The sequence below is a fragment of the Microcystis sp. LEGE 08355 genome (assembly GCF_015207185.1).
Taxonomy (GTDB): domain Bacteria; phylum Cyanobacteriota; class Cyanobacteriia; order Cyanobacteriales; family Microcystaceae; genus Microcystis; species Microcystis panniformis.
On the sequence record NZ_JADEXI010000290.1, the window covers coordinates 1 to 5,829 of the forward strand.

Genomic DNA, 5,829 nt, shown 5'->3' on the forward strand with positions numbered 1-5,829 from the left:
TCGAGTCAATTAAGTCAATCCCAGACGGAATTAACCGAGAAAAAACAGTTAATTGAAAAATTATCGAGTCAATTAAGTCAATCCCAGACGGAATTAACCGAGAAAAAACAGTTAATTGAAAAATTATCGAGTCAATTAAGTCAATCCCAGACGGAATTAACCGAGAAAAAACAGTTAATTGAAAAATTATATAATCAAATTAAGACCCTAGAAAATAGTCCCACCCCCACCCCCGAAACGTCGCCAATTAGCAAACCTGTGTCGAAGAAACCCAGTCTTTATAACTTTGAAATGGCAACTTTAGCCCGTTATATTGCCCCCAATCCTACCCCCACAGAGTTAACGGATTCCGAAATCGGTTGGTTCGATTAATTATGGCTAGTAAAAATCAAGAACAACAACATCCACAGGAAAGACTTGATCGCCCGATTGTTGATCAGCTGCTGCAATCAGAACCCAATGATTTAAACTTAGCTGAATGCGCTCGTTTACGCATACGTTATCAAAACTTTCCGGGAGCAAGAGAAATCCAAAGAGATTTAGATTTAATCCTAGAAAAATGGCAGTTAGATGAAGCTAGTTTATGGGCAAAAACTCGACAACTGCACAGTCACGGACAAGTGTATCAAATTCGCCAAAGCGAGGAGCAACAGGATTGGAGTTAAATTAAGCTATAGGGTTAAAAAAACACTTGTTCCCTTTCACCGTATCTCAGAAAATAATATTATTGTAGGGGCGAATTGCATTCGCCCTCTTTTAATAACTGCTGCTGTTCACCTATATGTGAGAGAAAGTCACAAATAGGAGATGCACCAAAAATAAAACCTATAATTTGATTTTATCTAATAATCTCTGAAACCGATTTTTGGGTTTGCTTGCTGGCGGATCTGCGGGGGGATTAGGATCATCTAGATAACGATAATATTTCCATATATCCCAGTAGGGACATCCGGGTTCAATAGGAATTCCTGCCCAATGTAAATATTTTAAGGGCTGATTTAATCTCGGATCGATTAAGATATTCCCCTGACGTTGAAAATGAGAACTTCCCCCCCAATTTCCCGCTTGACAACCCGGAGCGCGGACAATATTAAATCGATTGGGAACTCGTTTGAGAATGGTATAATTAATAATCGGTTGATCGGAGGTTTTTTGAGAAAAATCAAAATATTCTGGATGAGCGGCACATTCTTGAAAAGCACTATATAATTCCTGTTCCGAGAATAGATTCTTTTTACTAGCCCAAAAACCACCGTTAAACATCCCAGTTAGATCATTTTCTGTGAAGATTCCCTGTTCTAAAACAATCGGATTAAAGACATCAGTAATACCTTTTTTGTGTTGGTAATCACAGCAGAGAAAATCGTAGGTATCGAGGAAACTTAGATTATCTATTATTTTTTCAAAAACTACGATATCGGTATCGATATAAAGAAATTGATCTAATTCTCCAAACCAACACACCTGCTTGCGAAATTGATTGGGACGAGCAAAGAATTTTTCTCCAAAAATATCATAGATTTTTTGTGCCAATTCTTCCACCAATTGCAGATCGGGATAGAGAATAACGCCATATTTTTCTGCTAATAAATCGGCAATTTTTTGATAATTATTGTCGTAGGGAATCAAGATGACGGGAGAATCAGGATCGTACAAACGAATACTATTCATTAATGCGATCGCTTGATCAATAACTCGATCGTTAGCGGTAATGTAAATTCCTCGCTTCATAAATATCCTCGGGGTAAGAGTTAGAAATAATTATATAGCAGTTATCTTAATGGTGAAGTAGAAAGTTTTCCTTTTGGGGAGTCAGCCATCAGCTTTTTTCTCCCGATATCCCTGTTCACTGATAACTGATCACTGAATAGCTGATCAGCCTTTCTCTGTCAACTCTTAAGGAGTGGTGCGTTTGATTTTTGAATTGGCGAATAAGTAGGGAGGCACAATTATTTGTAGGATGGGTTAGCGGTAGCGTAACATGATCAAGCGTTGGGTTTCATGCTTCAACCCAACCTACGTTCATCTTATATTTAATTCCACCCACCCACTTAATTAAGGAAAGATCACTGCTATTTGAACAGTTTTTTCTTAAGTTTAGCCAGAGAACTCTGCATCCATAATTTTTTAAGTCGCAGGGGTTCTAAACCTTCTATATCAGCCGGATAGCGTTTTTTAATATCAAAGAAATCATTAATTTCTCTTAAAATTGTTTCAAAACGTGGTAGTAATTTTTCGGGATGATAATCATCGAGAAAATTAGCCGGTAAAGAATTGACGGGAAAATTACGGGCATAATTAAGAATACGTTCCAGATCGTATTGAGTGGAATAAGCCCCGATTTTTTGACAATTGAAACCGGGATCGAGATAATCGGCTAGGGCGCTATTAACACTAGAAAATACCGTACAACCACAGGCTAAAGCTTCCAGGGGCGGTAAGCCAAAACCCTCCGTTAAACCGTTTACAGCCCAATATTCAGCCGAATCGTAGAGATAAACCCGACTGCGATTGAATAATCCCACTAAATCCTCCACATAGCTATCTAAAACCTTAACGCGACAGTGGGGACGGAGGGCGGGAACTAGACGATTGAGAAGATACTTTGAGGATTTGCGCCCCTGTACTAGGACATCGATATCCCTTTCTAAGCCTAAATTGAGAAATTCTGAGCCAATTTGATTAGGAAGATAGTAAATCAAAGCATTAGGAGCTTTTTCTCCCCAATAACCCATAGTATGGCGGCTAACGGTGATAATTGGTATTTGGGAGGGTAAACGAAAGCCGTAACCTGTACTATGGGCATGATAAATGATATTATGCGATCGCAATCTTGTCACCAATTTAGGAAGATCAAAACCCCAGCTAACCACAAAAATACTGTCATCCGAGCTTATTTTTGCAAGTATATCCTCTAAAAAAGGATAATTTAACTCTTTTTGACGATAAGTCACAATCTGGGCAGTACAAATTTGACTAGCCAAATTGACAGTTTTCATTTCTGCCCACAGTCCACCCCCACCAAAGGGAGAAGTAGTACCGGGCAAGAGAAAATAGAGGTTTCTCATCGGGATAATAGAAGTTTTGGTTAAGCGGTAGTTTGGAGACTTGGCTATTCTATACTTAATTATTAAGGTGTGAGGTATCTAAAGGCAATAGTCGATCAACCATAGAATTATTAAATTATGTTTGCCACTGATAAATACTTAGAATTATTAAAGCAATACCCGCCTCGTCCTATTCACGATGAGGAAGACTTAGAAATGATGCAGGAGGTTATTAATCGCCTTTTAGACAAACCCCAATTAACGGTAGAAGAAAGGGAATATCTAAATGTTTTAGGGTCTTTAATTTATGAGTACGAGGAAAATCAAGAGCCAATACCTGATATTTATGGACTTGAATTGTTAAAATTCATATTAGAGGAAAGAAACCTACAAAAGCAAGATTTGCTATCTATCTTTGAAAGTAAGTCAACCCTGGATGATATTCTTGATGGCCAACAAGAGTTAACTCCTATCTATATTCAAAAATTAGCCAATTTTTTAAATATATCTCCTGATTTATTTCTTCCTAGTTAGTCATAAAAAATGCGTTAGACAGTTAAGCTTATTTCCTGTCTTAACGCATAGGTTAACGGACTAAATCAAAGCCCGATAACGCCCCAAAGCCAGTAAAGGAAAATACTGCTGATAGAAGTGATATTTCAGGTAAAAATGACAGGGAAAACCTGTACCGGTGAAGTAATCTTCATCCCATGTACCATTTTCTTTTTGGGTAACAAGAAGATAGTTAACACCCTTTTCAATCACTTCTCGCTGATAATTGCCGGTGACTTTCCCGACGGCTAATAAACCGATTAATGCCCAAGCAGTTTGGGAAGCGGTACTATTTCCCTGTCCTTTAAATTTAGGGTTATTGTAACTAAAACAGGTTTCACCCCAACCACCATCAACATTTTGACAACCGCTTAACCAATTGGCTCCTTTTTGCAATTGCTGGCGATATTTATTCGGTTCCAGAAAAGCCAAAGCAGATAACGCCCCACTGGTTCCATAAATATAATTTACACCCCAACGACCAAACCAACTACCATCAGCTTCCTGTTCTTTTTCCAGATAATCCAAAGCTTTTTTAACTCGATTTTCCTCCATGTTAACATCACAAGTGCCTAACATTTCTAGAACTCTGGCAGTAACATCGGCCGTATTAGGATCGATCATTGCTTTTAGATCGGCATAGGGCAAAGAATTAAGCCAGTTTTGATCGTTATCGATGTCAAAAGCCCCCCAACCACCAGCTTTACACTGCATAGTAGCCATCCAATTAACTGCCCGTTTCATCACAGCTTTTTTAATATTTTCATCGGGCATTTTAATCAACTCTAAAGCCATCACCACCACTGCCGAATCGTCTAAATCGGGATACCAGCGATTGTCAAATTCAAAAGCCCAACCGCCAGGGGTTCCGATTTTATTTTTAATCGCCCAATCGCCATAATCAAGAATTTGTTGATCGATTAACCATTGTCCCGCTTTAATCATAGCTGGATGAGCGGGATTTAGCCCAGATTCAATTAGCGATCGAATTACCCAAGCCGTATCCCAAACTGGCGACACACAGGGCTGTACACAATAGGTATTATCTGTCTGAATGGCAAAATTATCCACCGCTTTTAAACCGCGGGCAACAATCGGATCGTCAACATCATAATCTAGGGCTTTTAAAGCTAACAGGGAATTTAACATCGCCGGGATAATCCCCCCCCAATCCCCCGTGTCTTCCTGTCGTTCAATCACCCATTTTTCCGCCGCTTTCAGACTTTCTTGACGGAAGGGAACTAAATTAGTTTTTTCTGCCCATTTAAACAGTCCATCTAACCAAAGAAAAACATCTGACCAATTGTTACTTTTTGGTAACTCATACTTGACATTATTCACCCCTTCTGTATAGAGTTCATCGAGATTAAAACCCATTTTATACACGGGTTTTTTGTCGAAAACAATTAATAAAGGAACCGTACTTCCCCGCGCCCAACTGGACATTTCATAGATAGTAAAAGGGAAATTTTCCGGCAATAGCATGATGCAAGCGGGGATAGAGGGAACCCCTAGCCAATCATAACAACCAATCAAAGCGAGGTGCATTTTGGTGAAAATGCGGGTTTTGCTGATGCCACCTTGAGCTAAGATAAATTCTCTGGCTTTTTCTAAAGTAGGATCATTAGCGGGAATTCCCAATAGTCGCAGCCCCATGTAGGCTTCCACAGTGGTGCTAAGATCGCCACCATCCCCATAAAATAACTCCCAAGCGCCGTTAGGACACTGTTGCCGACGCAGATAGGTGGCTGCTTTGTCTAGGGGGCGATTTTTGTCAGTTTTCCAGATTTTGTGCAGTAAAATTGCTTCTGAGGTGATGGTGACATTAGATTCTAATTCTGCCCACCAGTAACCCTCAGAGTATTGGGTAGAAAGTAAATAATTTTGAGAAAGTTCGATCGCTTTCGCTGTTTTAGCGGCTATTTCGGTGATTTTGTCCTGAATCTGCATTTTTTTCCGTTCGACAACCTCTAGGGACCACCAGTGCAAATAAGATAATCTTAATTTACAAAGTTTTTAATAAGTAGCCAAAGAATAGGCTTTTGTTCCCAAACAATCCAGTCAAGGAATCTATCTGCTTTGGTTGCCACTTTCTTTTTTCTTTTGACTGATTACTGTTTACTGATAACTGATAAGTGGGTGGGTGGAATTAAATATAAAATGAACGTAGGTTGGGTTGAAGCATGAAACCCAACGCCCGCTTATGTTACGCTACCGCTAACCCATCCTA

At 39.4% G+C, this 5,829-nt stretch carries 5 protein-coding genes and 1 pseudogene; 3 read left to right on the top strand and 3 right to left on the bottom strand.

From position 1 onward, the window contains the following. Window positions 1-372 (top strand): annotated as a pseudogene (locus IQ242_RS14910) (hypothetical protein); the annotation flags it as partial. A gap of 2 nt (window positions 373-374) precedes the next feature. Then, window positions 375-665: a DUF3288 family protein gene (locus IQ242_RS14915; RefSeq protein ID WP_046662919.1), complete on the top strand. Its 291-nt coding sequence runs from the start codon at window positions 375-377 to the stop codon at window positions 663-665. A 160-nt stretch (window positions 666-825) separates the two neighbouring features. On the opposite strand, the gene IQ242_RS14920 is transcribed toward IQ242_RS14915, so the two are convergent. Together IQ242_RS14920 and IQ242_RS14925 are read right to left on the bottom strand one after the other, a co-directional pair. Further along, a complete protein-coding gene (locus IQ242_RS14920) occupies window positions 826-1,731 on the bottom strand; it encodes an Npun_R2821/Npun_R2822 family protein (RefSeq protein WP_193960494.1) in 906 nt (301 codons plus the stop codon). Between the two features lie 341 nt (window positions 1,732-2,072). Then, a complete protein-coding gene (locus IQ242_RS14925) occupies window positions 2,073-3,068 on the bottom strand; it encodes a glycosyltransferase (RefSeq protein WP_193960495.1) in 996 nt (331 codons plus the stop codon). Window positions 3,069-3,185: 117 nt separating this feature from the next. On the opposite strand from IQ242_RS14925, the gene IQ242_RS14930 reads away from it, so the two are divergent. Then, on the top strand, window positions 3,186-3,581 hold the full coding sequence (locus tag IQ242_RS14930; protein WP_193960496.1) for a type II toxin-antitoxin system HigA family antitoxin: 396 nt from the start codon (window positions 3,186-3,188) through the stop codon (window positions 3,579-3,581). Between the two features lie 60 nt (window positions 3,582-3,641). On the opposite strand, the gene shc is transcribed toward IQ242_RS14930, so the two are convergent. Further along, window positions 3,642-5,549, bottom strand: a complete 1,908-nt coding sequence (gene shc / locus IQ242_RS14935) for a squalene--hopene cyclase (protein WP_193960497.1) — start codon at window positions 5,547-5,549, stop codon at window positions 3,642-3,644. Window positions 5,550-5,829 lie beyond the last annotated feature (280 nt).